The sequence below is a fragment of the Paraburkholderia sp. CI2 genome, from assembly GCF_014201055.1.
Taxonomy (GTDB): domain Bacteria; phylum Pseudomonadota; class Gammaproteobacteria; order Burkholderiales; family Burkholderiaceae; genus Paraburkholderia; species Paraburkholderia tuberum.
Genome location: NZ_JACHDL010000010.1, coordinates 79,223 through 103,785, shown reverse-complemented (window position 1 = coordinate 103,785; position 24,563 = coordinate 79,223). Strand labels below are relative to the sequence as shown.

Genomic DNA, 24,563 nt, shown 5'->3' with positions numbered 1-24,563 from the left:
GAGCGGTCACGGTTGAGGTAGGCTTAGCCAAACCCATCATGTCCCCCGTTCTGCGCCCAGATGGACTGTCTCCCCTCGGGGCACGCACCACAATAGCTCGTCTCCACGTATGTCAACACCGGACCCCAACAACCGCGATCTCCGCGCCGCCTTAAGCGACCTAGACGGCGCCCGCGACTGGATGGCGTCCATCTGCGGCCCCCACGGCCTCCAGGTCAGTCACCCGGAGCGCTTGCGCTTCCACCAGTCCGGCACCGTACTTCGTTCGATGGCGACGACGATAGGCTACGTCGAATACGGCACCGACGTGACGGTCGCGGTGAGCGAGAGCAGTCCGCTGAACTGCTACAGCGTGAGCCTGCCGATGGTCGGTCAACAGGAGCTCGCAGCACACGGCAAGAGGTGGTTGTCAGATCAGGATTGCGGTCTGATCGTCAGTCCGCAGGAATCGCAGGATCTCGCGATCACCGGCAATTGCCGCAAGCTGCACGTCGCGATTCCTCGCTCCGCGCTCCAACAGGTGCTGCAGACGATGCTGCAACGCCCCATCGAAGCGCCGCTCGTGTTCCAGCCTGACATGGACGCAGCCACCGGCGATCAGGCATCGTGGTGGCGCATGGTCAAGTTCCTGGCCGGCGAGATGGAGCGCTCGGGACCATCGCTGGGGCAGCTTTACATGTCCAGCGAGTTCGAACTGACGTTGCTGAAGGGGCTGCTGCTGTCACAGCCGCATAACTATTCGGAACAGCTGGCCAACGCGACCGCGCCGACGCCACCGCATTATCTGACCCGCGCGCGCCAGTTCATTCACGACAACGCGCGCGAGCCGATCACGCTCGAAGACATCGAGCGCGCTTCGGGTGTGTCGCGCTTCAAGCTGTTCGACGGCTTCCGTCAATATTTTGGCTGCGCGCCGATCGCGTATCTGAAACGCTACCGGCTCGAATCGGCGCGGCGCGACATTCTCGACGACCGCTCGGTGCGCAATATCTCGTCGGTGGCGCTGGGCTGGGGGATGTCCCATCTCGGCCGTTTCTCGACCGAGTACAAGGCGTTGTTCGGCGAGTCGCCATCCGAGACGCTGAAGCGCGCGGCACGGCGTTAGAACGTCCTATCGCGCGTTGCTTTCGCCGAACTTCTCGTAAAACAGCCGGTAATCCTGAATACCATGTTCGGTGAGCCAGGTCTTGATCGCTTCGACCATCGGCGGCGGTCCGCACACGTACATGTCGAAGCCATTCGATTCGAGAAACGAGCGGTCGAAATGCTCGGGAATCAGCCCGGTCTTGCCCGACCATCCCGGCGCCGGATTCATCACGACCGTCTCGACCGCGAATCCTTCGATGCTCGCCTTGTAGCCGTTGATGCGCCCGGTCTCGCACAGATCGGCTGCATTCGTGACGCCGTAGTACAGATGCACCGGATGCGCGACATTGCGTTTCGCCGAGATGTCGTCGAGCATGCCGAGGAACGCGGAGAGTCCCGTGCCGCCCGCCACCATCACGAGCGGACGCTCGACCTGGCGCAGATAGAACGCGCCGAGCGGCGCCTCGAACTCGACCGTATCACCGGCTTTGCAACGTTCGCGCAGATAGTTGCTCATCATGCCGTCGGGCAGCAGACGGATCAGGAATTGCAACTCGTTGCGCGCGTTCGGATGATTCGCGAACGAGTACGAACGCCATTCTTCGGTGCCGGGCACCTTCACGCGCGCATACTGGCCCGGCAGAAAATCGAGCTGACGCTCATGCGCGCTCGCATCGACTCGCAGAATCGCGGTCGTCGCCGAGACCAGCTCGACGCCGACCACGCTCGCGCACACGGTGCTCGTGCCGGCGCCTTCGCACAGCGTCGAGTCGAAGTCGAAATAGAACGACGCATCCGACTTCACGCGCGTCTGGCACGAGAGGATCTTGCGCTGCGCGAGGTCTTCTTCGCTGAGCGCTTCCTCGTCGACGTAATCGAGCGTGTAGTCGCCCGATTCGCAGCGCCCCTGGCAGGTGCCGCACACACCTTCGCGGCAGTCGAGCGGAATGTTCACGCCGTTCTTCAGCGCCGCGTCGAGCAGCAACTCGTTCGGACTCACATCGAAGAACGCGGTTTTGCCATCGGCAAAGCTCAACGCGACCTTATGTTTCATCGTCGTGCCCCCGGCTCACAGATGGTAGAAATCCAGCACCGCGTTGATGTGGTCGTTCAGCAGCAGCACGTGCTTGCGCTTGATCTTCCAGCTATCGCCCGACGCTTGCAGGTCGTACACCGCGCGGCCGTAGAAGTAGTCGGTCGAGCCGTGACGCGTGTACAGCGTCGACCAGTTCACGTTCGCTTCGACGCTTGAATCTTCGCGCTCGCTCAGGCGCACGTTACTGATCTGATGCATCGTGCGCGGCAGCGGTGTCGACGCGGCCGACTTGCCGGTGCGCAGCCGGAACACGCGGTCTTCGAGACCGGCGCGATCCGAGTAGTAAATCAGCGACATGCCCTGCTTCGGATCGGTCGTGTACACGTGCTCGGAATCCCACTGCGGCACATGAAACACGCTCTGCGGATCGAATAGATCGAGGTATTCGTCCCATTGCTGCTTGTCGCACAGATCGGCCTTCAGATACAGAAACTGCTCGACGGAGTGTTGGAGTTGGCTCATGCCTGCTCTCCCTGCGATTCGATGGATTTGTCGAGACCCTTGAGGATCGCGTCGCGCCAGGTGCCGTGCTGGTTCACGTAAAGCCCTTCGTGGGTCAGCTCGGTGCCGGTCAGATTCGGCTCGATGCCGAGCAGCGTGGTGTTCGCGGTCGCGCCGCTGGCCCACTTGTGATGCCCGCGCGAGATGTCGCTCCAGCGTTCGAGGCGCGCCTGGAAGCCGCGCTGCTGCTCGCGGAACTCGACGAGGTCGTCGGGCGTGCCCATGCCGGACACGTTGAAGAAGTCTTCGAACTGACGGATGCGGTTCTCGCGATCCTTCGCCGACTCGCCCTTCACGCCGATGCACTGGCTGATGACCTCGGTCTTGTTCCACGCGACCGGCCGCACGATGCGCAGCTGCGAGCTGATCTGGTCCATGAAGAACAGGCTCGGGTAGACATTCAGATTGCGCAGCCGGTGCATCATCCATTCGGCCTTGTCCTGGCCATAGGCTTCGACGAGCCGCGGCATCACGCTCTCGTAGCCGGGACGCACTTGCGGATTCGGCATGTCGCTGAACAGGACGCTGTGGCCATTCCTGAACGCGAACCAGCCGTCGTCGGTTTCGCTGTCGCCGGCGCCGAGCTTGCTGTAGTCGAGCGTGCCGCCGGGGTTATCCCCTTTCTTCGCATTCGCCTCGATGCGGTGCTGCACGGTCGCCACGTAGTTGTAGTGCACGGTGCTCACGTGATAGCCGTCGAGACCGTTCTCGTTCTGCAGCTTCCAGTTGCCGTCGAACGTGTAGGTCGACTTGCCGGGCAGCACTTCGAGCTCGCCGGTCGGCGACTGCGCGACCATCATGTCGAAGAAGATGCGCGCGTCGCCGAGATAATCTTCGAGCGTGTCGATGCCGTCGACGTCGAGGCTCACGAACACGAAGCCCTTGTAGCTCGCGATGCGCGCTTTCTTCAGGCCGCGCACCGACTTGTCGAAGTCGTCGCAGTATTCGCCCGGCGCCTTCACCTTCACGAGCCGGCCGTCGTTCTTGTAGCACCATGCATGGAACGGGCACGTGAAGGTCGACTGGTTGCCCTTGGTCATACGCGTGAGCGTCGCGCCGCGGTGCTGGCACGCGTTGATCATCGCATTCAGGCTGCCGGCGCCGTCGCGCGAGATAATCAGCGGCTGGCGGCCCGCGCGCATCGTCAGGAAATCGTTCTTGTTGGGGATCTCGCTTTCGTGGCACGCATAGATCCAGGCCTTCTCGAAGATGTGCTCCATCTCGAGCGAGAACAGCTCGGGCTCCGTGAACATTTCGCGGGCAATCCGGTACACGCCTTCCGCGGGGCGGAAGTCCAGACAGCCGCTGACGAATTCGCGCCATTCCGAGGCGCTGCGCTTCTCGCTCATGATGTGTCGCTCTCCTTGTGTTCAATCGTTTGAACGTGACAGGCTCGATTGAATACCCAAGTGGCGAGGCCAACTATCCAGCCAATTCGCATTTGCTATCCGAATAATTGGACGGCACCCGGATAATCTGGCGATCGGGCGCAACCCCCGCCGGACGGGACTTCTGGCGTGCCGTTCTGGCGCGTGCGGGCAAACACCCGGATACGCAAACGTTTGCCTGTACGCCATGTCTGCTACGCTAACGTTTTTCGTAGGTCGCGTTTTTGACGGTGATTGCCGAGACGCGGCCGCTTCTTCACGCGCGACGTTCAGCGCATGTCAGAACCAAAAACGCATGGTGACGCGCCGACCGAACAACGTGATTGCGATCAGTGTCTTGCTGGCTGGCGCGATCCTCGCGATCGCCGTGTCGCTGCTCGCACAGATGCGCGAAGATGCGTTGCGGCGCGCGCAGGACTCCGTCGGCAACATATCCCTGCTGGTCCAGCGCGACGTGTCGCGCAATCTCGAGATCTACGACCTGTCGCTGCGCGCGGCGATCGACGGACTGAAGCAGCCGGGCGTGCTCGATCTGCCGCCGGAGATCCGCCAGATGGTGCTGTTCGACGGCTCGATCAGCGCAAAGGACATGGGCTCGGTATTCGTGCTCGACGAGAACGGCAACGTGCGCTTCGATTCACGCGCGTGGCCGCCGCGCGCAAGTAACCATGCGGACCGCGACTACTTCAAGGCGCAGCGCGCTTCACCCGACGTCGGCCTGTACATCAGCCATCCGTTCAGCCCGAGCGGCACCGACGACGACCTGCGCATCGCGCTGAGCCGGCGCATCGCGAGGCCGGACGGCAGCTTCGGCGGCGTGGTGGTCGGCACGCTGCGCCTCACGTATTTCCATCGCCTGTTCGACGGCATGAAGCTCGGGCCGAGCGGCTCGATGGCATTGATGCTCAGCGACGGCACGATGTTGATGCGCCGTCCTTACGATTCGAAAACGATCGGCATCAACCTGACCGGCACGGCCAACTTCTCGCGCTTCATCAAGGGGCCGAGCGGCGACTTCTTCGGCACGGCGGCGATCGATCGCGTCGAGCGCTGGTATGCGTTCCGCCATATCGACGGCTTTCCGCTGATCCTCGACGTCGCGCTCTCGACGCGCGACATCTACGTCGAGTGGCGGCGGCGCGCATGGATCATCGGCATGCTGATCGGCGCGCTCGACGTGACGATCATCGCGCTCGCGATCCTGTTCTCACGCCAGTTGCGTCTGCGCCGCGCGGCCGAGGAAGAGTTGCGCGAACTGGCGCGCACGGACGGGCTGACCGGCCTGAACAACCGCCGGACCTTCGAGCAGCACGCGAACGACGAATGGCGACGCGCGCAGCGCACCGGCCGGCCGCTGTCGCTGCTACTGATCGATGTCGACAACTTCAAGGGCTTCAACGACCTTTACGGCCATTCGGCCGGCGACGAAGCGCTGATCGGCGTCGCGCGCTGTATCGCGCAGAACGCGCGACGTCCGGGCGATACGGCCGCGCGCTTCGGCGGCGAGGAGTTCGCGGTGCTGCTGCCGGACACCGACGCGACGGGCGCGCAGCGGATCGCCGAGCAGATCCGCGCGGCGGTGCAGGCGCTGCAATGCCGCCATGTGGCCAGCACGCATCACGTGCTGACGGTGAGCGCAGGCGTTGCGACCGCGCAGGGCGCGGCGCTCGCGACGAGCCGCGCGCTCGTCGACGCCGCCGACGAAGCGCTGTATCGCGCGAAGGATGCCGGCCGCAATCGGGTGATGCTGTACGGCGCGCCGACGGACCACTCCTCGCGGGACGGCGCCGCGGTGACGCCGGACCCCGACCCGCGCCGCGCGAATTGACCCGCTTCCAGGGCTCGTTTCCCGAGCCACTTGTCGGCCCGCTTGCCAGCCCTTATTGCTCTCCGTAAACTCGCGCGTAACTTTTGCCGGACCCACGCCGCAGCGCGTGATCGGCACACACCACGCCGACCCAGAGGAGAATCCCCGCGATGGCCGCATCCTACTTCCCCCGCTGGCGCCGCCAGCCTGCCGCCGCCGAAGGCGGCATCGTCGGCATCGACGAACGGCTCGGGTGGCCGCAGATGTTCGCGATGGGCGTCCAGCACGTCGTCGCGATGTTCGGCTCGACCGTGCTTGCGCCGCTGCTGATGGGCTTCGATCCGAACCTGGCCATCTTCATGTCGGGGATCGGCACGCTGCTGTTCTTCGTGCTCGTCGGCGGGCGCGTGCCGAGCTATCTCGGTTCGAGCTTTGCGTTCATCGGCCTCGTGATCGCGGTGACCGGCTACGGCGGACACGGCGCGAACCCGAATATTGCAGTCGCGTTGGGCGGCATCATCGCGTGTGGCGTCGCGTACGGGGTGATCGGCCTGATCGTGGCGGCGGTCGGCACGGGCTGGATCGAAACGCTGATGCCGCCGGTCGTGACCGGCGCGATCGTCTGCGTGATCGGTCTGAACCTCGCGCCGATCGCCGTGCATGGCGTGAGCGGCAGCAATTTCGAGTCGTGGATGGCGCTCGTCACGGTGCTGTGCGTCGGCGCGGTCGCGGTGTTCACGCGCGGCATGCTCCAGCGTCTGCTGATCCTGGTCGGCCTGCTGCTCGCCTACGTCATTTACGCGATCGTCACGAACGGCCTCGGCATGGGCAAGCCGATCGATTTCTCGATCGTCGCGAACGCCGCGTGGTTCGGCATGCCGCACTTCATGTCGCCGGTGTTCGACCCGCACGCGATGACGCTGCTCGCGCCGATCGCGGTGATCCTCGTCGCCGAAAACCTCGGCCACATCAAGGCCGTCAGCGCGATGACGGGCCGGAACCTCGACCGCTATATCGGCCGCGCGTTTCTCGGCGATGCGCTCGCGACGATCGTGTCCGGCTTCGCGGGCGGTACCGGCGTGACCACGTACGCGGAGAACATCGGCGTGATGGCGGTCACGAAGATCTATTCGACGCTGGTGTTCGTGATCGCCGCGTTGATCGCCCTCGTGCTCGGCTTCTCGCCGAAGTTCGGCGCGGTGATCCAGACGATTCCGGGACCGGTGCTGGGCGGTGTGTCGATCGTCGTATTCGGGCTGATCGCGGTGACGGGCGCGCGCATCTGGGTCGTCAACAAGGTCGACTTCTCCGACAACCGCAATCTGATCGTCGCGGCCGTCACGCTCGTGCTCGGCGCCGGCGACTTCTCGCTGAAGCTCGGCAGCTTCGGGCTCGGCGGCATCGGCACCGCGACGTTCGGCGCGATCATCCTGTACGCGCTGCTGAGAAGAAAGCCGACGCAAGGGCCGGTGGCCTGAGCGTCTTTTATCGGCACTGGCATTTCAAGCGCCGGTGCCGATGCCGATGCGGCAGCCAACTCCTACCTTTTGCGCGCGGTCAGCGCCGTCTCCGACAGATCCACCTCGCGCATCAGCTTGTACAGCGTCTCGTCGTTGATGCGCTGGGTGTCGCGCAGGTCGAGCAGCGTCTTGCGCTCGGCGCGCATCGCCGCGAGCTTCATGCGGAATTCGAGCGCGTCGGCGCGGCGCGCGAGTTCGCGTGGCGCCTGTTCGTCGTCGAGCGTCGCGAGGCGGCGGCGGTACAGGTCCATCACCCGCGCGGTTACATCGGTCGCGTACGCCTGAGCCGATTCCTCGAGGTCCGCGCATTCCGTGTCGTGTAGATGATCGACCGCGCGAATCGCCGACTGCGCGGCGAGCGTACGCGCGAGTGCTTCCTCGGCGGCATGCGGGTCCTTGCCGCGCCGCCAGCCTCGCAGCAGCAGCGGCAACGCGGCCACCGCCACCAGCAGCGACAGCAGGATCACCCCCGACGCGATGAAGATCGCGAGATCGCGTCCCGGCAGCGGCGTGCCGTTCGGCAGCACCTCCGGCAGCGACAGCACGCCCGCGAGCGTCACCGCGCCGCGCACGCCGGCCACCGTCGTCACCGCTACCATGCGCAACCCGGGCACTGCGTTCGCGACGCCGTGCTTCGTCGCGCCGCGGCTCGCGAACCAGCGCAGCAGCCACACCCACGCGAAGCGCATCGCGTACAGCGCGAGCGCCACCGCAACGATATAGCCGATCAGCAGCGCGACCTGCGCGTCGTTGGTTTCGTGCGCGACGAGCAGCGCGCGGCCGAGGATGTGCGGAAACTGCAGGCCGAGCATGATGAACACCATGCCGTTGAACACGAACTCGATCATCGTCCACGTGCTCGAGGCCCGCACGCGCGAGGCGACCTGCCATTTTTCCGTGATGCTCGCGTAGTTCATCATCATGCCGGCGGAGACCGCGGCGAGAACGCCCGACAACTCGAAGCGCTCGGCGGTCAGATAGGCGGCGAACGGGATCAGCAGGGTCATCACGACGCCCGGCGCGGGATCGCCTTCTTCGGTGAGATTCAGGAAGCGCGCGGACACGAAGCTGAACACCGCGCTCACCGCCGCGCCGACCGCGAGGCCGCCCACCGCGATGATCACGAAGCTCACCGACGCTTCACGCAGCGAGAACGCGCCGGTCAGCGCGGCGGCGATCGCGAACTTCAGCGCGACGAGGCCTGACGCGTCGTTCATCAGCGCCTCGCCTTCGAGGATATGCATCAGTTGCACCGGAATCTTGCCCTTGCCGGCGATGCCGGACAGCGCGACCGCGTCGGTCGGCGACAACACGGCGGCGAGCGCGAATGCGACCGGCAGCGAGATCTGCGGCACCAGCACGTGCACGAAGTGACCGACCACCAGCACCGTCATGAACACGAGGCCTAGCGCGAGCATCAGGATCGCGCGGCGCGCCATGAAGAACTCGCGCTTCGGGATGCGCCAGCCGTCCGCGAACAGCAGCGGCGGAATGAACAGCAGCATGAAGATTTCCGGATCGAACGCGACGTGCAATTCGAGGCGCGGCCACGCGAGCATCGCGCCGATCGCGATCTGCACGAGCGGCAGCGGCAGCTTGAACGGCAGCGCGCGGGTCAGCATGCCGGACGCGGCGACGGCGAGTAGCAGGATCAGGACGGTAAAGACAATTTCCATCGTGTGTTTCGGGGGATGAAGGGGGTGTCCCGAGAGAGGGCGCGATGCGCAGGGTCGAGTGTAGCCCGGCGGCGCGCGCAGTTGCCGCGAGCTTCGCCGCGACGCGGCCTGCGAATCGGTGCACCGAAACGGTGCGTGCGACGCCCGCGGGCGGCGCACGAGCGCTGTCGCCGGTGCAATGTTTCGGCCGAGTTACAGCGCAGTGTGCGCCAGCGTGCGCATGGACCTTGCTTAACCGGTAACGATGACGCACATTTTGAGAGCTCGTTGCCGGTCGCGTTCGGACCGGCCGGCTCTCGCGTGAGAGGATTGCATGACGATTGCGCAACAGGAAAGGGCGGCGAGCATGCCGCACGGCTTCGAGGTCGAGGTGAGCTCGGGCCTTCAACGCTATTCGGTCCAGCACGGCGAACTGACGCTTACCAGCGTGTTCCAGCCGATTTTCAGTCTGTCGCACCTGCGCGCGGTCGGCTATGAGGGCTTGCTGCGCGCGCACGACGCGCTCGATCGCCCGGTGTCGCCGCTCGATGTGTTCGGCGAGGCCGCGCGCCTCGGCGACGCGCTGCAGATCGACCGGCTGGCGCAGACGCTGCATCTGGAGAACTTCAAGGTGCTCGGCGCCGAGCGCGAATGGTTGTTTCTGAACGTGCACCCGGGCGTGCTGACCGACCCGTATCTCGCGGCCGCATTGCTCGCCAATCTGCGGCGGCTCGATCTGTCGCCGCGGCGCGTCGTGCTCGAAGTGCTCGAGCAGAGCGCCGAAGATCTCGATCGACTCGCCGACGCGGTGCGCGAGTTTCGCGAGCGCGGCTTCCTGATCGCGCTCGATGATTTCGGCGCCGGCCATTCGAACATCGAGCGGATCTGGCAACTGAATCCCGACATCGTGAAGCTCGACCGCGTCATGCTGTCGCATGCCGCGCATCGCGCCGACATGGCGACGATCCTGCCGGGGCTCGTGGCGATGCTGCATGAAGCGGGCAAGCTCGTGCTGATCGAGGGCATCGAAACCGAGCACGAAGCGCAGATGGCGCTCGCCTGCAATGCCGACTTCGTGCAGGGCTTTTTCTTTGGCCGGCCGAATCCGGGTGTAGCCGATCCGATCCACGCGGCGGTTTGCATCGGCGAAGTCACCGAGCGTTATCGTGAGCAGGCCGAGGCACGCGAGCGGCGCAGCGCGAGTCGGCTCGCGCCGTATCTGCGCGCGTTCGAGCGCGCCGCGGAGCGTCTCGCCGCCGGTGAGCCGCTCGACGAGGTGTGCTGGAATTTCCTCGCGCTCGATCACGTGGCGCGCTGTTTTCTGCTCGACGCGAAGGGGCGCCAGGCCGGCCGCAACGTCGTGCTGCGCGCCGATCGCGCGGCGCACGAAACGCGCTTTCTGCCGCTCGCCGACGCGCAGGGCGCGAACTGGTTGCGTCGGCCGTACTTCAGCGTCGCGATCAATGTGCAGGAGCGGGTGCACGTGACGCGGCCGTATCTGTCGATCAACGAGGCGTTGCCGTGCGTGACGCTGTCGGTGGCAACGCGCGTCGGCAGCGAGACCTGCGTGCTGTGCGGCGATATCGACTGGGTCGAAGACGAACGCGACGCGCGCATCTGACATGATGTCGTTTTCAACGACACCAGGTTGCGCTCATGTCCGTGCTGCTCGAAGTGATTGCCACGACCGTCGCCGATGCGCGCGCTGCCGCGCAGGCCGGTGCCGACCGTCTCGAACTCGTGACCGCGATGGGCGAGGGCGGATTGACGCCGAGTGTGGGGTTGATCGAAGCGGTGGTTTCAGCGGTCGGCGTCCGGGCAGCTGGCGTACCCGTGAACGTGATCGTGCGGCCGCATAGCCGCGCATTCGTCTACGACGCCGACGACTACGCGGTGATGCTGCGCGACATCCGGGCCGTCAAGGCGGCCGGCGCGAACGGCATCGTGATCGGCATGCTCGATGCGCAGCGGGCGATCGACCGCGAAGGTCTCGCGCGCGCGTGCGAAGCTGCCGATGGACTCGCGATCACGTTCCATCGCGCGTTCGACGAGGCGCGCGATCTGCGCGAAGCGCTCGACGTATTGCTCGGTTTCGAGGCGGTGACGAATGTGCTGACGTCGGGCGGACAGCCGTCGGTGCTGCGGGCGCAAGCGACGATCGGCGAATTGCTGCGGCAGGCTGCCGGCTCGCATTGCACGGTGCTCGCCGGTGCCGGCTTGACGGTCGATGCGGTCGCGGAGTTCGTAAGCAAAACGCACGTCGAGGCCGTGCATTTCGGCTCCGGCGTGCGCGTGAACGGCAACGGACTCGCGCCAGTCGATCCGGCGAAGGTGATGCAGGTGAGGGCGCTGCTCGACGCAATGCAACGGTGAGCAGCGCAACGAACCACTTACTTCGCGACCACCACCGGAATGCCGCGCAATTGCCCGGCGCCCTTCATCTCCTCGAGCGACTTCTTCACCGCGACACCCGTCGCCGCATCGATGCCGAGGCGCGCGGCGAGGTCACGCTCACCACGCTTGACCCCAGCCAGATTCGCCAGCTTCACGTGCCCATACCCGCGCACGCGCGCATGCAGTTCAGCGAGTTTCGCGACGTCGTCGAGATGGCTCGCGTCGAGTTTCGCTAGCGCACGGTGCAGCGTGGCTTCGTAATCGCCCGCGAGCTCGCGCTCCATCTTGCGCTCGAGCGTGCGGCCGAACGGATCGAGCGCAGAGCCACGCAGACCGCGCCATTTCGCGAGCAGGCCGAGCACGGGCCACATCCACTGACCATAGGTTTTCTTCGTCGGCACGGCGCCGGGTTGCGCGCGCGTGAGCGTCGGCGGCGCGAGGTTGAAGCGGATCGTGAAGTCCTTGCCGGCGACGCCCTCGAACTGCGCTTCGAGCGCATCGCGGAACGCGGCATCGGTATGCAGACGCGCAACTTCGTATTCATCCTTCACCGCGAGCAGCCGGTAGAACGTGGTCGCGACCGCGCGCGTCACGCGCTCGCTCGCCGCATCGACGGCGGTTTCCGCGCGCCGTGCCGCATCGACGAGCGAGCGATACCGCTTCACATAAGCCGCGCCGCCATACGCGAGCAGCCGTGCTTCGCGATGGGCGATCAGCTCGTCGAGCGTATCGACCCGCACGCTCGGCTTCGGTGCATGACGCGACTGCCACAGCGATTCGAGCGCGGCGGGATCAGCCGCGGCCATGCGCCCGATCGAGAACGCGAGCTGGTTCATCTGCACGGCGACGTTGTTCAGTTCGATCGCGCGCATCATCGCGGCGAACGACACCGGCACGAGACCGAGCTGCCACGCGAAACCGAGCATCAGAATGTTCGCGCCGATCGTATCGCCGAGAAAACGCGTTGCGAGCGCTTGCGCGTCGCACGTCGACATACGCTCTTCCCCGGCCGCGTGACGCATCTTGTCGATCAGGGCGTCGGCATGCAGCGTCGCATCCGGGTTCTGCACGAAGCTCGCGTTCGGAATCGCATGCGTGTTGACGACGATGCGCGTGCGGCCATGTCGCACCGTCTGCAGTGCCTCGGCACTCGCGCCGACCACCATGTCACAGGCGAGCAGCACGTCGGCCTGCTGCGTGTCGATGCGGACCTGGTTCAGCCATTCGTCGCGGGCGGCAAAGCGCACGAACGACAGCACCGCGCCGCCCTTCTGCGCGAAGCCCATGAAGTCGAGCACCGACGCGCTCTTGCCTTCGAGGTGCGCGGCCATGCTGATCAAGGCGCCGACCGTCACGACGCCGGTACCGCCGACACCCGTGATGAGGATGTCGTACGGCGCGGCATCGAGTTGCGTCGCGGGAATCGGCAACGCGTCGACGTGCGTGGCGAGCGCCTGCGGATCGAACGCGTCGCCCGCGGCTTTTTTCAGCGTACCGCCTTCGATGGTGACGAAGCTCGGGCAAAAGCCGTTCACGCACGAGTAGTCCTTGTTGCACGACGACTGATCGATGCGGCGCTTGCGACCGAGCGCGGTTTCCACCGGTTCCACCGACAAGCAGTTCGACTGCACGCCGCAGTCGCCGCAGCCTTCGCAGACTTCCTCGTTGATGAAGAGCCGTTTGTTCGGGTCGGGGAATTCGCCCTTCTTGCGGCGCCGGCGTTTTTCGGCCGCGCAGGTCTGGTCGTAGATCAGCACGGTCACGCCGTCGATGTCGCGCAACTGGCGCTGCACCGCGTCCATCTCGCTGCGATGGTGAAACGTCGTGCCCTGCGGAAACTGGCCGTGATGGCCGTCGTATTTCTCCGGCTCGTCGCTGACCACGACGAAGCGCGACACGCCCTCGGCTTCGACCTGCCGCGCGATCTGCGGCACCGAGATGCTGCCGTCGACTGGCTGGCCGCCCGTCATCGCGACCGCGTCGTTATAGAGGATCTTGTAGGTGATCGTCGCGTTCGCGGCGACCGCCTGGCGGATCGCGAGAATGCCCGAATGAAAGTAGGTGCCGTCGCCGAGATTCTGGAATACGTGGCGGGTTTTCGTGAACATCGAATGCGCGGCCCAGTCGACGCCTTCGCCGCCCATCTGAATCAGCCCGGTCGTGTCGCGCTCCATCCACGACGCCATGAAATGACAGCCGATGCCCGCCTGCGCGATCGAGCCGTCCGGCACTTTCGTCGACGTGTTGTGCGGGCAGCCGGAGCAGAAGTACGGCGTGCGCTTCACGCTGTCCGCCGCGTTCGACAGGATCTGCGGCGCGACCAGATCGACGACGCGTTCACGGCGATCGAGCGCCGGCTTGTGCTTCGCGAGCCAGTTCGCGAACACCGGGAGAATGCGCGACGGCCGCAATTCGCCGAGCGACGACAGCAGCAACGTGCCATCTTCGGCGTGCTTGCCGATCACGACCGGCCGTGTGCCTTGTGTGCGGTTGTACAGATAGTCCTTGATCTGTTGCTCGATGACCGGGCCTTTCTCTTCGATCACGAGCAATTCGGACAGACCCGACACGAACGCGTCGATGCGCGTCATCTCCAGCGGAAACGACAGCCCGACCTTGTAGATGCGCACGCCGGCCGCGTCGAGATCGGCGACCGTCAGATCGAGCCGGCGCAGCGCTTCCATCAGATCGAGATGCGCCTTGCCGCAGGTGACGATGCCGACATTGGCGTGCGGGCTCGGCGCGATCCATTTGTCGATGCTGTTCATGCGCGCAAACTGGCGCACCGCGTCGAGCTTCGCGTGCAGACGCGCTTCGATCGTCAGACTCGGCAGATCGGGCCAGCGGTTGTGCAGACCGCCGGCTGGTGCTTCGAATTCCGGTGGCGGTGTCCATTCGGTTTGCAGCGCGTCGAGATCGACGGTCGAGCCCGATTCGACGGTCTCCGAAATGGCCTTGTAGCCGACCCACGCACCGGAGAAGCGCGACAACGCCCAGCCATACAGGCCGAATTCGAGCATGTCCGCGATGTTCGACGGATTCACGACCGGCATATGCCAGCCGATCAACGCGAAGTCGCTCTGATGCGGCATCGACGACGACACGCAGCCGTGATCGTCGCCCGCGACCACCAGCACGCCGCCGTGCGGCGACGAGCCGTACGCGTTGCCGTGCTTCAAGGCATCGCCCGCGCGGTCGACGCCCGGGCCTTTGCCGTACCACATCGCGAATACGCCCTCCACGGTGCGCTCGGGATCGGCTTCGACGCGCTGCGTGCCGAGCACGGCAGTGCCGCCGAGTTCTTCGTTGATCGCGGGCAGAAAGCGGATGTCGCTCGCGGCGAGCAGTTTTTTCGCCTTCCACAACTGCTGATCGACCATGCCGAGCGGCGAGCCGCGATAGCCGCTGATGAAACCGGCCGTGTTCAGGTTGCGGGTCGTGTCGAGCGCTCGCTGCATCAGCGCGAGGCGCACGAGCGCCTGCGTGCCGGTCAGAAAGATCCGGCCGCGCGTCGCGGTGAGATTGTCGGAAAGCTTGTAGTCGGCGAGTGCGGGCGTGCCGTCGATGGGCAGGCGAGCGGTCATGGGGGAGTCTCCAATGTTCTGGCTTCGCGCGCGGGCGGTGGGGTCACGGATGCCGCGCAGCGAAAGAGACTCTATTTTTTAGCGCTCGTGAGAGTGAATTATTTCTTCTTTAATCGGGCGTGCGCGAATGGGCGCGACGAGTCGCGCGTTTCGGCCCGCTTTTGAGCCGGATTTGCCACGCGGCGGCGCGCTTCGGGTATGCCCTGGGTGTCGTGAGGCGGCGAATGGGACGATGGCTATTGCTATTGCGCCGTGTTCGCCGCGATGTCCGGTTGGAGCGGTGCCGCATCGAGCGGCACGATTTCGTCGAAGTGCGCGTAGTCGATGTGGCTCACGCCGTCGCGCTCACTCATGATGTCGACGAACCGGTACTGCCAGACGATCTGGTCGCAAGTCCACATGTGGCGCGCCTGCATGGTTTGCGACGTCGATTCGTCGATGCCTTCGAGCGTGAGCAGCAGCGACACGTCGCGGCCTTTCAACGATTCGGCGTTTTCGCCGAACAGCGGACTCGCTTCGTCGATGATGTGCATCAGCGTCCAGCCGAGCTTGAAGACCGGGTGCTGGTCGCGCACCAGCGCGAGGTCGTAGAGCTTGCGCAGCGTAAAGCCTTCGATCGAGGTCTCCAGACGCATGATGCGCAGCCGCGCGCGTGCCTCGGCGATCACGTTCTGACGCGCGTTGGCCGAACGCACCATCAACGTCATGCGGCCGTCGATCGGCCGGATCACCGCGTAGCGCGCGAACATGATCTTCGCGTGCGGCCGCGAAAAGCGCGCGAAGATCAGCCCGGTCGCCAACGCGATGCTCGACATGCCGATGAAGATTTCGAGCGTCGCGATCCAGTGCGCGTAGACGGTTTGCGGATGCATGTCGCCGTAGCCGACCGTCGCGAGGGTTTCGACGCTAAAGAAGAACGCGCCGGCGAAGCCCTTCGGAAACTGATTCGCGATCGGAGCGTCGCCGAGCATGTAGAGCATGGCGAACACGGTGTTGAGCAGCAGGAACAGCAGCGCGAGCGACACGAAGAACCCCGGCCAGCGCACGCCGAGCGCGCGGTGATACAGGTCTTGCCACAGCGGTGTCGGCATGCCGTGCGCGATCACCACGCGATCGTCGAGACGCATTTCGCGACTGCCGCGCGCGCGGCGCCTCGGTGCGCTTGCGTCGGTGTCGGTGTCGCCGAGCGTGGAAAAACGGTCTGACGGTTCGCTTGCCATCACGCGCTCGTGGGGATGAAGACGTGCACAGCGTAGCATGGCGCGTTGTGCGCGCTGCGCGAGTTTCCGCGCGGTGCGAAGGCGGTGCGGCGCGAGGTATCGCCAGGGTGCGAGGTTGCGCGATGCCGTCGTTGAAATGCTTCCGGGCGCGTCCCGGAATTCAGGCTGGGTCAGGTCGCATCACGCGCGGCGAGCGGGTCGGGCGCAGCCGCGCGCCACACCCACCCACCCGCCGTCACGGAAACACGCGCGGCTTCGGAATTCCCGCGCCATGCTCGATATCGTCGACCGCCTGCCGATGCGCACTTTCCACCGCTTCGGCCTGCTCGGCATAACCCGCGTCGCCGCCGACCGTGGTCCACGCCTTGACGGCCTTCTCGCGATGACGGATTTCGTATTCCGCGTCCCAGCGCGCGCCACTGAGTTCAATCGGACGAACGTGGATCGAATACACGCCGTATTGGAACAGCTGTTCAGCCATGATCGCCTCCAGCCGGCCGATCCGGCAGCGGCGCGCCGATGCGCGAGGACGCGCGGCGCGCAGCCCCTGGTTCGGCCTACAGTTCGATTTCCCCGAGGATACGATGTGCGAGCGCTTTGGCTTCTTCGAGCGCTTCTCCCGGCGTCGACGACGTCGAGTCGACTTCGTAGAGCGTGGTTTCCTGATCGGCGCTCGGTTCGCCTTCGTCGCGCGCGAGGGTGACGACACCTTGCCAAGCGTCATGTGCGACTTCTCTTATCGACGCGGTGGCCGTGTAGAGCCCTTTGGTGTAGGTGACGTCCTCCATGGCCTCGCTCCTTTTCGCAAAGGTTTCGATGTTTTCATCCTAGCACGGCGTGGCGGGATCGGTTCCCGCCCGGGGCAGCTTCGCGCCGCGCGACGTGCTCGACATCCGTTACGCTACGCGCGCCCCAGGGCAGCAGAATTACAGCGCCGCGTTTTATAGCAGCGCGACCACCTCGTCGAGCGTCGGCGCGTGCGCACCGGCGTGCCCGCAAGCCGCCGCGCCGGCCGCGAGCGCGAACGCGAGATGCTCGGGCCACCCGCGTTGCGGCGCGCTCATCAGGCTGAACAGCAGACCGCCGATCGACGCATCGCCCGCGCCGACCGTATCGACCACTTCGACGCGCGGCGGCTTCGCCTCGATCACCGCGGCGCCGTCGAGCAGCATCGCCGCTTCGGGGCCGCGCGTGACGAGCACGCTGGCGGCGGGATTCATCGCGCGCAATTGCGCGAGCGCGGCGGCTTCGTCGCTGGTCTTGAAGATCATGCGCAGGTCTTCGTCCGATACCTTGATCAGATCCGCGAGCGCGGCCATCTTGCGCAGCGTCGGCTCGTAGCCGTGCTCCATCAGGTTGCGATAGTTCGGATCGAAGCTGATCTTCACGCCGTGCGAACGCAACTGGGCGGCGAGCTTCGCCAGTGTGTCGCCGAGCGGCTGACGCACGAGGCTGATGCAGCCGAAGTGCGCCCACTTCACCGCGTTCATCCAACCGGCGGGCAGCTTCGCCGGATCGAACGCGAGGTCGGCGCCGTTCTCGCCCATGAAGAAGTACGCGGGCGGATGCGTCTGATGCACGATCGCGAGCAGCGGCGGACGCTCGACGCGCTGCAGGAAGCGCATGTCGAGGCCGGCCGCGACGCTCGCGTCCCACAGCTCGTCGGAAAAGTTATCGACGCCGAGCGAGCCCGCGCACGCGGTCGGCAGGCCGAGGCGCGCGACGCAGCGCGCGGCGTTCCAGCCCGCGCCGCCCGGACGCGACAGCCAGTGCGATGCGCCGGTGCGCACGAGATCGGTCAGGATGTCGCCGGCGGATACGAAAACGGGGAGGTTGGTCGTCGCGCTCATTGTGCTTTCTCCGCGGAAGCCGCTGCGGCGGGAGCGGCTGATTCAGCCGCAGCGTTTTCGCCGAGCGCATGGGCAAGCACTTCGTAGCACGCGCCCATCGTGTGATAGTCGGTCTTGCCGGCCGGGCTCTTTTCGTCGCTGTACTTGCGGTTGTCGCAGGTGAGGATGCGATACCACGCGCCGTACTTGTGGTCCACGAAGTGCGTCCAGCTATAGCGCCAGATCTCGTCGTACCAGTCCCAGAAGCGCTCGTTGCCGGTGCGCTTGCCGAGCAGCGCGGCGCTCGCGAACGTTTCGGCCTGCACCCAGAAGTACTTGTCGTGATCGCACACGGTGCCGTCGGGGCCGAAGCCGTAGTAGAGGCCGCCGTGATCTTCGTCCCACGCGTGCGTCATCGCCGCGTCGAACAGTTCGATCGCGCGCGGCAGCAGCCACGGCAGCGGACGGAAGCGTTCGAGAATCAGCAGCAGCTTCGCCCATTCGGTCTGATGACCGGGCTGGAAGCCCCACGGACGGAAGATGTTCGAGCTGTCCTCTTCGTTGTAGTGCCAGTCGACCGACCAGTCCGCGTGAAAGTGCTCCCACACGAGCCCTTGCGACAGCTTCGCCTGGCGCAGCGTGATATTCGACGCGACGCGCTCGGCGCGATCGAGATACACCAGATGACCGGTCGCTTCGTGCGCGGCGAGCAGCGCCTCGGTGGTATGCATGTTCGCGTTCTGCCCGCGATACGTGCTGACGCGCCAGTCGGCCGACGCGTCGTCGGCATAGAGGCCGGCGGCGGCGTCCCAGAAGCGGTGCTCCATCAGCTCGAAGGTCGCGCCGATCATCGGCTTCGCTTCCTCGATGCCGGCCATCGCCGCGTGCGAGTACGCGAGCAGCACGAACGCGAGGCCGTAGCAGTGGCGCGTCGCGTCGAGCGTGCGCTGTTTGCCGTCGCGCCATTCGATTTCCCAGTCGTAGCCCTCGTGCTGCGAGTCCCAGTGCGCGTCGCGCAGAAAGCGCAGGCCGTGGCGCGTGTATTCGAGGTGCTTCGGGTCGCCGAACTGCCGGTACGCCATCGCGTAGTTGAACACGTAGCGGCAACTGCTGACCAGGTGGCGCGTGGTGCGGTTGTAGATCGAACCGTCGTCGCGCAAGAAGTGGTAGAAGCCGCCGCTCGGGTCGAGCACGTTCGGCGCGTAGAAGCGCAGCGTGTCTTCGATGTGCGCGAGCAGGAACTCGCGCTTGCGGAAGCTGGCGACCGGCGGCGCCTTCGCCGCGTCGGTGGAAAGTTGAAGCGGATCGGTTAGCGTCATGGCGTTTTCACCAAAGTACTGGCACGGGCAACGAGTTGAACAGGCAAGCGGACTTCGAGTTCGGCGGGCGAGTCTTCGAGCAGCAATTCGACGCCGCGTCGGCCGAGCGCTTCCTTGTCGACCGCGATCGTCGATAGCGGCGGGGTAGCGTGGGCGGCGGCGGGGATGTCGTCGAAACCGATGATCGCGATGTCGTCGGGCACGCTGAGCCCGCGCGCGAGGCACACGCGCAGCGCGGCGAGCGCGGCGGCGTCGTTGAACGCGAATACGGCGTCGGGGCGCGGGCCCGGCGCGTCGAGCAGGCGCTGCATCGCGCGCGCGGCGCCGGTGTCGGGATCGAGCCCGGCGTCGATGTTCACTTCGAGCGACGGATCGAACAGCAGCCCCGCTTCGAAGAACGCGCGCCGGTAGCCGAGCGCGCGCTCGGCGATGCTGAAGTGCGCGAGCGAGCCGCCGATGAACGCGACGCGCTTGCGCTGCTGCGCGAACAGATGGCGCATTGCGAGCGTGGCGCCGCCGGCGTTGTCGAGATTGACCGAGCGCAAGCCCGGCGACCATAGATCGATCAGCACCAGCGGGCGTTGCATCGCGACCAGCGTGGCGAGCGTTTCGGGCTCGACGAAGCCGGCGATCGCGACGGCGTCGGGCGCGTGCAGGCGCATCTGGTGAATCACGTCCTCGGTCGGCCCGGCGGTCAGCACCGACGGCACGATGCCGCGCTCGCGGCACGCGTCTTCGACACCGTGTAGCACGTGCGAGAAGAACGGGCTCGCGGCGAAGTTGTTGTGCTGACGATGCAGCAGGAAAGTTAGCCGGCGGATGCGCGGACGCAGCTGCGCCGAGTCGTAGCCGAGCTGGCGCGCCGCTTCGACGACGCGTTCGCGCGTGGCCTCGGAAAGGCCCGGCTGATTTTTGAGCGCGCGCGACACGGTGCCGATCGAAACGCTGGCGGCGCGGGCGACGTCGCGGATGGTTGTGGCCATCGAATGAAGCTGCCGCGCGAGGCGAGGCAGCACGGGATCAGGTCGGGCGATTGTATAGTAAAACGCAGCTAAAGCTGCCCGCAAAACGCCAGCATGACACCAGTAAATACCCGTATTTTATGGACTTGTTGGAAATTAAGTTGTTTAGTAAAAATGCCTAAACAGTAGGCTGGCCGCCGTTTTCGAGACGGTTCGAGAATCGTCCTATGCCATCCGGCCGAGGCGACAGCGAGAGCGTTTGCGCGTGAAATAACGACAAAGGCCAGTGAAGAGCCAAAAGAAAAGCCGCCCGAAGGCGGCTTGCTTCACACGATCAAAACGACGCTCAGGGAGGGCGCTTATGAATGTCCTGTTTGCATTGCGTGTGTTTTCAACGGCGCGCGACGGCGGCGGCGGGTCGCCGCGCCGCGGCATTGCTCTCGCCGCTGAGGTCGCGGGCGCCCCAGCGTTGCGCGAGCGCGGCGCAGACCATCAGCTGGATCTGGTGGAACAGCATCAGCGGCAGCACCACGGCGCCGACCGCATGCGACGCGAAGATCACCTTGGCCATCGGCACGCCGGCGGCGAGGCTCTTCTTCGAGCCGCAGAAGATGATCGTGATCTGGTCCGCGCGGCTGAAGCCGAGCCGCTTGCTCGCGAAGATCGTCACGGCCAGCGCGAGCGCGAGCAGCACGGCGCTCACCACGACGAGGCCGCCGAGCGCCGACAGCGGAATCGTGTGCCACAGGCCTTCGGTGACGGCCTCGCTGAACGCGCCGTAGACGACGAGCAGGATCGAGCCCTGGTCGACGAACTTCAGCACGCCGCGATTCTTCTCGATCCACTTGCCGATCAGCGGGCGCAGCAGCTGGCCGGCAACGAACGGCACGAGCAGTTGCAGCACGATGTTGCCGATCGTATGCCACGGCGACGCACCGCCGCTCGCGGCCTGACTCGTCACGATGACGCTGACGAGTGCTGGAGTGACGAAGATGCCGAGCAGGCTCGAGGCGGACGCGCTGCATACCGCGGCCGGCACGTTGCCCTTGGCAATGGACGTGAACGCGATCGACGACTGGACCGTCGACGGCAGCGTGCAGAGGAAGAGGACGCCGGCGTAGAGCGACGGCGTGACCAGCGGCGAAAGGACCGGTTTAAGCGCGAGGCCGAGCAGCGGAAACAGCGCGAACGTGCTCAGCAGCACCACGAGGTGAAGGCGCCAGTGCGTCGCGCCCGCAATGATCGCCTCGCGTGACAGCTTGGCGCCGTGCAGGAAGAACAGCAGGCCGACCGCGATGTTCGTCACCCAGTTGAACCCCACGGCGGCCTGTCCATGAACGGGCAGGAAGCTGGCGAGGATCACGGTGCCGACGAGGCACAGGGTGAAGTTATCGGGCAGGAATTTCGGGCGGGCCATGTCGCAATCTCGATTCAATGACGCGGTGTAAGCATGGGACGGGTCTGTCAGGCGTGGTCCATGCCAATGGAAAGCGGCTATTGTTGTCGAAAGCCGATTGAAAACGCAAATTCATTTGCCGAATCGATTAATGAAGTTTGCGCATTGACTCCCCAATCAGGCCGAGCCCATTCGTGCGACGCGCCAGGTTTCAGTATTGACGAGGCGCTTTCTCGCGACAAACCGTTTAACCATTGACGTTGCAAGCGGCGTTTATTTGCAACAAACGGCGCCCGCGCGGACCCGGCGAAAACGCCGGCCGGCAAGCCGCCGAGGCGCGTGCGCACGAGGGCTCCGGCGCGAAAAAACGCCGCAGTAACAGGGTGTTACATCCACCGACGAGACCTAACACTTTTTGGCTCGACACCCTCTGCCCCCGACCATAAATTACTCGTTCAAAGGCCGCAGGGATGCCCTGCGCCGCGACAGGAACGCGGCGCTTTTCTCCTCCCGCAACAGGTCCATCGCAGCTCGAACGGTGGATTTCAGGCAAGTCTTCGGGCGTGAGAGTCACAGGTGGACGGGTTGTCGAGAACGAGGCACTGGGCGTGGGGCGCGGTCATCGCCGTGCTGTGCTCGTTCGCCTATGCGAGGGAGCCGGGTGGGCCGCATGGCGGCGGTGCCGCCGCGGGCGGCGCTTATTCGCGCGACACTGCCGGGCGCGCGCCGCGCATGGAGATGCGTGGCGACGGCCGTTATGCCGGTGCGGGCGGCGCACCTGCTCCGCGCGGCTCGCGCAATGCGATGGCTTCTCGTGACGCACGCGCACAGCGCGGCAACCCGAATATCGCGGACGCCAATTTCGGTTATGGCTTCGGCAGCTACAAGTCCGGCATGCGCCGTGTCGGCGATCCGTCCGGCTATGCGGGCGCGATCACGCCGGTCAGCGCGGAGTCGCGTCCGGTGCCGCATCCCCCGTCCAATATGCCGATGCGCAACGGCTCGATCCGCGCCGACGTCGCCCGCTACAACGAAGAGCGTGGCGCAGCGCGCCCGCTGCAACGCCCAGCCGACGATCCGCGTCAGCCGGGCGGTTCACCGTACCGGAATTAGCTGAGCGCGACTTCGCAAACCACCGCACCGCCCCCACCGCAGTCCCGAAACCCGTCTGCCAGATCCTTCCCGCGATCCCTCGCGCGGCTTCGCGCGCCTTCCTCTGCGCTGTAGCCCCGAATCTGACGTTTCGACGCCACACTTTTTTGAAAACACCCGGCATCGAAGTACCGGTCAGCGTCAAATCCTGGCATTCTGCCGCGTCGCGTCATCGGCCCGTCATTTAAGGCGTTCACGCACGCCGTGGCGCGCCGTTCGCCGCATGCCGCATTGCGTCCAGGAGTCGGCGCCAGTCCGCTCTGAAGCGTCGTATCAAGCCGATAACCGACCAAACTAATCAGACCGATATACCCGCAATAAGCAGCGATATTTTTGTTTATAAAAATGGTCCGCAAAGATGGGACCCGCCCAGATTGACTCGACGATCGAACGGATAACAACGACGTTTCGCGCGAGCGCCCCCTTTCGCACAGCCACACCCTTTTGACAAAGATTGGAGAACCCATGAACACAAGCCTCAGCAGCGCGCTGAAGACTACTCTCAAGGCCACCGCATGCGTCGCCGCGCTGGCGAGCGCGTCGTCGGCGCTCGCGCAATCGAGCGTGCAGCTCTACGGCCAGGTCGACGAATGGGTCGGCTCGCAGAAGTTTCCGGGCGGCCAGACCGCGGTGGTCGTGTCGGGCGGTGGCATGTCGACGTCGTACTGGGGCTTCAAGGGGACCGAGGATCTGGGCAACGGCTACAAGGCGATCTTCACTATCGAAGGCTTCTTCCGCGCGCAAACCGGGGAGTACGGCCGCTTCACCGGCGACACGACGTTCTCGCGCAACGCGTACGTCGGCATCGAATCGCCGTACGGCACGGTGACCGCCGGCCGCCTGACGACGCCGCTGTTCGTGTCGACGATCCTGTTCAACCCGTTCGTCGATTCGTACGTGTTCTCGCCGATGGTCTATCACACGTACCTCGGCCTCGGCACCTTCCCGACCTACACGACCGACCAGGGCGTGACCGGCGACTCCGGCTGGAACAACGCGGTGTCGTATGCGACGCCGAACTTCAGCGGTCTGTCGGCGACGGCGATGTACGCGCTCGGCAACACGACCCAGAACGGCGCGAAGAAGTGGAGCGGCCAGGTGCTGTACTTCCACGGGCCGTTCGCGGCGACCGCGGTGTACCAGTACGTGAACTTCAACAACGTGCCGGGCGACCTCGGCAGCTTCGAAACGTCGGGCGTGCCGGGTCTACGCAGCCAGAGCGTCGCGCAGGCGGGCGTGTCGTACGACCTGAAGTTCGTCAAGCTGTACGGCCAGTACATGTACACGTACAACGACCAGCAGGTCACGAGCTGGCACGTCAACACGGGACAGGGCGGCGTCACGGTGCCGTTCGGGCCCGGCACGGTGATGGCGTCGTATGCGTACTCGCGTAACGGCGGCGGTTCGAACCAGACGCGCCAGACGGCGGCGGTCGGCTACGACTATCCGCTATCCAAGCGCACCGATGTCTATGCCGCGTACCTGTATGACCACATCACCGGTCAGTCGAGCGGCAATACATATGGCGCGGGGTTGCGCGCGAAGTTCTAATCTCGGCCCGCGGTGTCACCGCAAAGCCCGCGTTCCGCCCGGAACGCGGGCTTTGTCGTTTTCGGGTGCCGCCGAATACGAGCGTTTGCTGCCGTCCTTTTGA

Annotated in this window: 19 protein-coding genes; 7 read left to right on the top strand and 12 right to left on the bottom strand. The window is 65.3% G+C overall.

What is annotated here, in order from left to right; genetic code table 11:
* The first annotated feature begins 181 nt into the window (after positions 1–181).
* Entirely contained in the window at positions 182–1,105 is a 924-nt protein-coding gene (locus HDG32_RS16070; RefSeq protein ID WP_260336491.1) for an AraC family transcriptional regulator, read from the top strand.
* A gap of 6 nt (positions 1,106–1,111) precedes the next feature.
* On the opposite strand, the gene antC is transcribed toward HDG32_RS16070, so the two are convergent.
* From antC to antA, 3 genes are read right to left on the bottom strand one after another with little or no spacing between them, the layout of a single operon-like run.
* Positions 1,112–2,140, bottom strand: a complete 1,029-nt coding sequence (gene antC, locus HDG32_RS16065; RefSeq protein WP_184068760.1) for an anthranilate 1,2-dioxygenase electron transfer component AntC — start codon at positions 2,138–2,140, stop codon at positions 1,112–1,114.
* A 15-nt stretch (positions 2,141–2,155) separates the two neighbouring features.
* Positions 2,156–2,644: an anthranilate 1,2-dioxygenase small subunit gene (gene antB / locus HDG32_RS16060; protein WP_184026235.1), complete on the bottom strand. Its 489-nt coding sequence runs from the start codon at positions 2,642–2,644 to the stop codon at positions 2,156–2,158.
* Complete coding sequence (gene antA, locus HDG32_RS16055) at positions 2,641–4,032, bottom strand: anthranilate 1,2-dioxygenase large subunit (RefSeq protein ID WP_184068757.1); 1,392 nt, start codon at positions 4,030–4,032, stop codon at positions 2,641–2,643. Before antA ends, antB begins: the two co-directional genes overlap by 4 nt.
* A gap of 334 nt (positions 4,033–4,366) precedes the next feature.
* Here antA and HDG32_RS16050 point away from each other — a divergent pair, with 334 nt between their 5' ends.
* A complete protein-coding gene (locus HDG32_RS16050; RefSeq protein ID WP_184068754.1) occupies positions 4,367–5,899 on the top strand; it encodes a sensor domain-containing diguanylate cyclase in 1,533 nt (510 codons plus the stop codon).
* 149 nt (positions 5,900–6,048) lie between these two features.
* Positions 6,049–7,356, top strand: a complete 1,308-nt coding sequence (locus tag HDG32_RS16045; protein ID WP_184068751.1) for a solute carrier family 23 protein — start codon at positions 6,049–6,051, stop codon at positions 7,354–7,356.
* Between the two features lie 62 nt (positions 7,357–7,418).
* Here the strand turns inward: HDG32_RS16045 and HDG32_RS16040 are convergent, their stop codons facing one another.
* The gene (locus tag HDG32_RS16040; RefSeq protein ID WP_184068749.1) at positions 7,419–9,074 is read right to left on the bottom strand and encodes a Na+/H+ antiporter; all 1,656 of its coding nucleotides are present in this window, start codon (positions 9,072–9,074) and stop codon (positions 7,419–7,421) included.
* 313 nt (positions 9,075–9,387) lie between these two features.
* Here HDG32_RS16040 and HDG32_RS16035 point away from each other — a divergent pair, with 313 nt between their 5' ends.
* Together HDG32_RS16035 and HDG32_RS16030 are read left to right on the top strand one after the other, a co-directional pair.
* A complete protein-coding gene (locus HDG32_RS16035) occupies positions 9,388–10,674 on the top strand; it encodes an EAL domain-containing protein (RefSeq protein WP_184068746.1) in 1,287 nt (428 codons plus the stop codon).
* 35 nt (positions 10,675–10,709) lie between these two features.
* Complete coding sequence (locus HDG32_RS16030) at positions 10,710–11,426, top strand: copper homeostasis protein CutC (RefSeq protein WP_184068743.1); 717 nt, start codon at positions 10,710–10,712, stop codon at positions 11,424–11,426.
* A 17-nt stretch (positions 11,427–11,443) separates the two neighbouring features.
* On the opposite strand, the gene HDG32_RS16025 is transcribed toward HDG32_RS16030, so the two are convergent.
* The 8 genes from HDG32_RS16025 to HDG32_RS15990 all read right to left on the bottom strand — a co-directional run bounded on the left by HDG32_RS16025 (position 11,444) and on the right by HDG32_RS15990 (position 21,778).
* Positions 11,444–15,031, bottom strand: coding sequence for an indolepyruvate ferredoxin oxidoreductase family protein (locus tag HDG32_RS16025; protein ID WP_184068740.1), 3,588 nt, complete (start codon positions 15,029–15,031; stop codon positions 11,444–11,446).
* 242 nt (positions 15,032–15,273) lie between these two features.
* Positions 15,274–16,251 (bottom strand): ion channel, encoded by a 978-nt coding sequence (locus HDG32_RS16020; RefSeq protein ID WP_184068737.1) that lies wholly within the window; start codon positions 16,249–16,251, stop codon positions 15,274–15,276.
* Between the two features lie 235 nt (positions 16,252–16,486).
* A complete protein-coding gene (locus HDG32_RS16015; protein ID WP_184068734.1) occupies positions 16,487–16,732 on the bottom strand; it encodes a hypothetical protein in 246 nt (81 codons plus the stop codon).
* Positions 16,733–16,808: 76 nt separating this feature from the next.
* Entirely contained in the window at positions 16,809–17,039 is a 231-nt protein-coding gene (locus tag HDG32_RS16010; protein WP_018419210.1) for a hypothetical protein, read from the bottom strand.
* A gap of 153 nt (positions 17,040–17,192) precedes the next feature.
* A complete protein-coding gene (locus HDG32_RS16005) occupies positions 17,193–18,101 on the bottom strand; it encodes a carbohydrate kinase (protein ID WP_184068731.1) in 909 nt (302 codons plus the stop codon).
* Positions 18,098–19,399: an AGE family epimerase/isomerase gene (locus tag HDG32_RS16000; protein WP_184068728.1), complete on the bottom strand. Its 1,302-nt coding sequence runs from the start codon at positions 19,397–19,399 to the stop codon at positions 18,098–18,100. The genes HDG32_RS16005 and HDG32_RS16000 overlap by 4 nt, the downstream gene beginning before the upstream one ends.
* Complete coding sequence (locus HDG32_RS15995; RefSeq protein ID WP_184051256.1) at positions 19,396–20,382, bottom strand: LacI family DNA-binding transcriptional regulator; 987 nt, start codon at positions 20,380–20,382, stop codon at positions 19,396–19,398. Before HDG32_RS15995 ends, HDG32_RS16000 begins: the two co-directional genes overlap by 4 nt.
* Positions 20,383–20,752: 370 nt before the next feature.
* Positions 20,753–21,778: a bile acid:sodium symporter family protein gene (locus HDG32_RS15990; RefSeq protein WP_184068725.1), complete on the bottom strand. Its 1,026-nt coding sequence runs from the start codon at positions 21,776–21,778 to the stop codon at positions 20,753–20,755.
* A 555-nt stretch (positions 21,779–22,333) separates the two neighbouring features.
* On the opposite strand from HDG32_RS15990, the gene HDG32_RS15985 reads away from it, so the two are divergent.
* Together HDG32_RS15985 and HDG32_RS15980 are read left to right on the top strand one after the other, a co-directional pair.
* Positions 22,334–22,870, top strand: a complete 537-nt coding sequence (locus tag HDG32_RS15985; protein ID WP_311539934.1) for a hypothetical protein — start codon at positions 22,334–22,336, stop codon at positions 22,868–22,870.
* 504 nt (positions 22,871–23,374) lie between these two features.
* A complete protein-coding gene (locus HDG32_RS15980) occupies positions 23,375–24,460 on the top strand; it encodes a porin (protein ID WP_184068722.1) in 1,086 nt (361 codons plus the stop codon).
* Positions 24,461–24,563 lie beyond the last annotated feature (103 nt).

What these genes read in the sequence shown, in the direction of transcription:
- HDG32_RS15990 (WP_184068725.1), bottom strand. Translation starts at nt 21,778, where the DNA reads ATGGCCCGCCCGAAATTCCTGCCCGATAACTTCACCCTGTGCCTCGTC.
- HDG32_RS15995 (WP_184051256.1), bottom strand. Translation starts at nt 20,382, where the DNA reads ATGGCCACAACCATCCGCGACGTCGCCCGCGCCGCCAGCGTTTCGATC.
- HDG32_RS16070 (WP_260336491.1), top strand. Translation starts at nt 182, where the DNA reads ATGGCGTCCATCTGCGGCCCCCACGGCCTCCAGGTCAGTCACCCGGAG.
- HDG32_RS16020 (WP_184068737.1), bottom strand. Translation starts at nt 16,251, where the DNA reads ATGGCAAGCGAACCGTCAGACCGTTTTTCCACGCTCGGCGACACCGAC.
- HDG32_RS16015 (WP_184068734.1), bottom strand. Translation starts at nt 16,732, where the DNA reads ATGGCTGAACAGCTGTTCCAATACGGCGTGTATTCGATCCACGTTCGT.
- HDG32_RS16040 (WP_184068749.1), bottom strand. Translation starts at nt 9,074, where the DNA reads ATGGAAATTGTCTTTACCGTCCTGATCCTGCTACTCGCCGTCGCCGCG.
- HDG32_RS15980 (WP_184068722.1), top strand. Translation starts at nt 23,375, where the DNA reads ATGAACACAAGCCTCAGCAGCGCGCTGAAGACTACTCTCAAGGCCACC.
- HDG32_RS16010 (WP_018419210.1), bottom strand. Translation starts at nt 17,039, where the DNA reads ATGGAGGACGTCACCTACACCAAAGGGCTCTACACGGCCACCGCGTCG.
- HDG32_RS16030 (WP_184068743.1), top strand. Translation starts at nt 10,710, where the DNA reads ATGTCCGTGCTGCTCGAAGTGATTGCCACGACCGTCGCCGATGCGCGC.
- antC (WP_184068760.1), bottom strand. Translation starts at nt 2,140, where the DNA reads ATGAAACATAAGGTCGCGTTGAGCTTTGCCGATGGCAAAACCGCGTTC.
- HDG32_RS16000 (WP_184068728.1), bottom strand. Translation starts at nt 19,399, where the DNA reads ATGACGCTAACCGATCCGCTTCAACTTTCCACCGACGCGGCGAAGGCG.
- HDG32_RS16045 (WP_184068751.1), top strand. Translation starts at nt 6,049, where the DNA reads ATGGCCGCATCCTACTTCCCCCGCTGGCGCCGCCAGCCTGCCGCCGCC.
- HDG32_RS16035 (WP_184068746.1), top strand. Translation starts at nt 9,388, where the DNA reads ATGACGATTGCGCAACAGGAAAGGGCGGCGAGCATGCCGCACGGCTTC.
- HDG32_RS16025 (WP_184068740.1), bottom strand. Translation starts at nt 15,031, where the DNA reads ATGACCGCTCGCCTGCCCATCGACGGCACGCCCGCACTCGCCGACTAC.
- HDG32_RS16050 (WP_184068754.1), top strand. Translation starts at nt 4,367, where the DNA reads ATGGTGACGCGCCGACCGAACAACGTGATTGCGATCAGTGTCTTGCTG.
- HDG32_RS16005 (WP_184068731.1), bottom strand. Translation starts at nt 18,101, where the DNA reads ATGAGCGCGACGACCAACCTCCCCGTTTTCGTATCCGCCGGCGACATC.
- antA (WP_184068757.1), bottom strand. Translation starts at nt 4,032, where the DNA reads ATGAGCGAGAAGCGCAGCGCCTCGGAATGGCGCGAATTCGTCAGCGGC.
- antB (WP_184026235.1), bottom strand. Translation starts at nt 2,644, where the DNA reads ATGAGCCAACTCCAACACTCCGTCGAGCAGTTTCTGTATCTGAAGGCC.